The sequence below is a fragment of the Streptomyces sp. NRRL WC-3549 genome, assembly GCF_000721935.1.
Taxonomy (GTDB): domain Bacteria; phylum Actinomycetota; class Actinomycetes; order Streptomycetales; family Streptomycetaceae; genus Streptomyces.
The window spans coordinates 15,009-15,872 of sequence record NZ_KL585446.1 but is presented as its reverse complement, the minus strand read 5'-3'; the positions used below and the strand labels follow the sequence as shown (position 1 = coordinate 15,872).

The window sequence follows — 864 nt, the reverse complement described above, 5'->3', positions numbered from 1 at the left end:
CAGCGCCTCCGCGCCGAGCTCGAACCGCCCCCGGCAGTGGGGGCAGGCCGCCCTGAACCGTACGGCGGCGGGGACCGGAACGGGAACGGGCCCGGGGTGCGTGCGCGATGGGGCGGTCATGTGACGTCCGTCTCCTGTGTACACCGGTGGCCGCCGCTCAGAGCGCGCCGTCGTAGGCGGCCAGCGCCTCACGGGCGGCCTGCCGGGCGCTCTCGGCCAGGTCGCCGGGGGCGGTGATACGGCCCTCCCCGCCGAGCCGCAGGGCGAGCCGGCGCAGCGAGGCGGGGTCGGGGGTGCGCAGGGTGACGCGCAGGCCGCCGTCGGGCAGTTCCTCAGCGCTGTCGTGCGGGTAGTACTCGGCGACCCACCGGCCGCCGGGGCCCACCTCGATCACGACCTCCGGGTCCTCGGCCGCCGGCTGCACCAGGCCTTCGGAGAGGTCGCGCAGTTCCAGCTCGGGCGGTGCGGAGGGGGCGTCCAGGAGCCGGATCTCGGCGACCCGGTCGAGCCGGAAGGTGCGCCGCGCCTCACTGAGACGGCACCAGCCCTCCATGTAGGTGTGGCCGACGGCGAACAGCCGGATCGGGTCCACCTCGCGCTCGGTGAGCTCGTCGCGCGCGGGCGAGTAGTAGCGCAGCCAGAGCCGGCGCCGCTCGGAGATGGCCCGGTCGACGTCGGCGAAGACCCCGCCCTCGGACTCGAAGGTGACCGAGAGCCGCGAACTGGCGGCACCCACCTCACCGGCCGCCGTCTCCAGCTTCGCGGTCGCCCGCACCAGCGCCTGCCGGTCGCTCTCCCGCAGGCCGGGCAGGGTGGCCACGGCGCGGGCCGCGACGAGCAGCGCGGTCGCCTCGTCGGCGGCCA

General features: G+C 76.4%; 1 protein-coding gene. It reads right to left on the bottom strand.

Annotated elements, in window-relative coordinates:
- Positions 1–157: 157 nt before the first annotated feature.
- Positions 158–864: helix-turn-helix transcriptional regulator (locus tag IH13_RS0134795; protein WP_031090949.1), on the bottom strand; the 707-nt coding region annotated here is incomplete at its 5' end.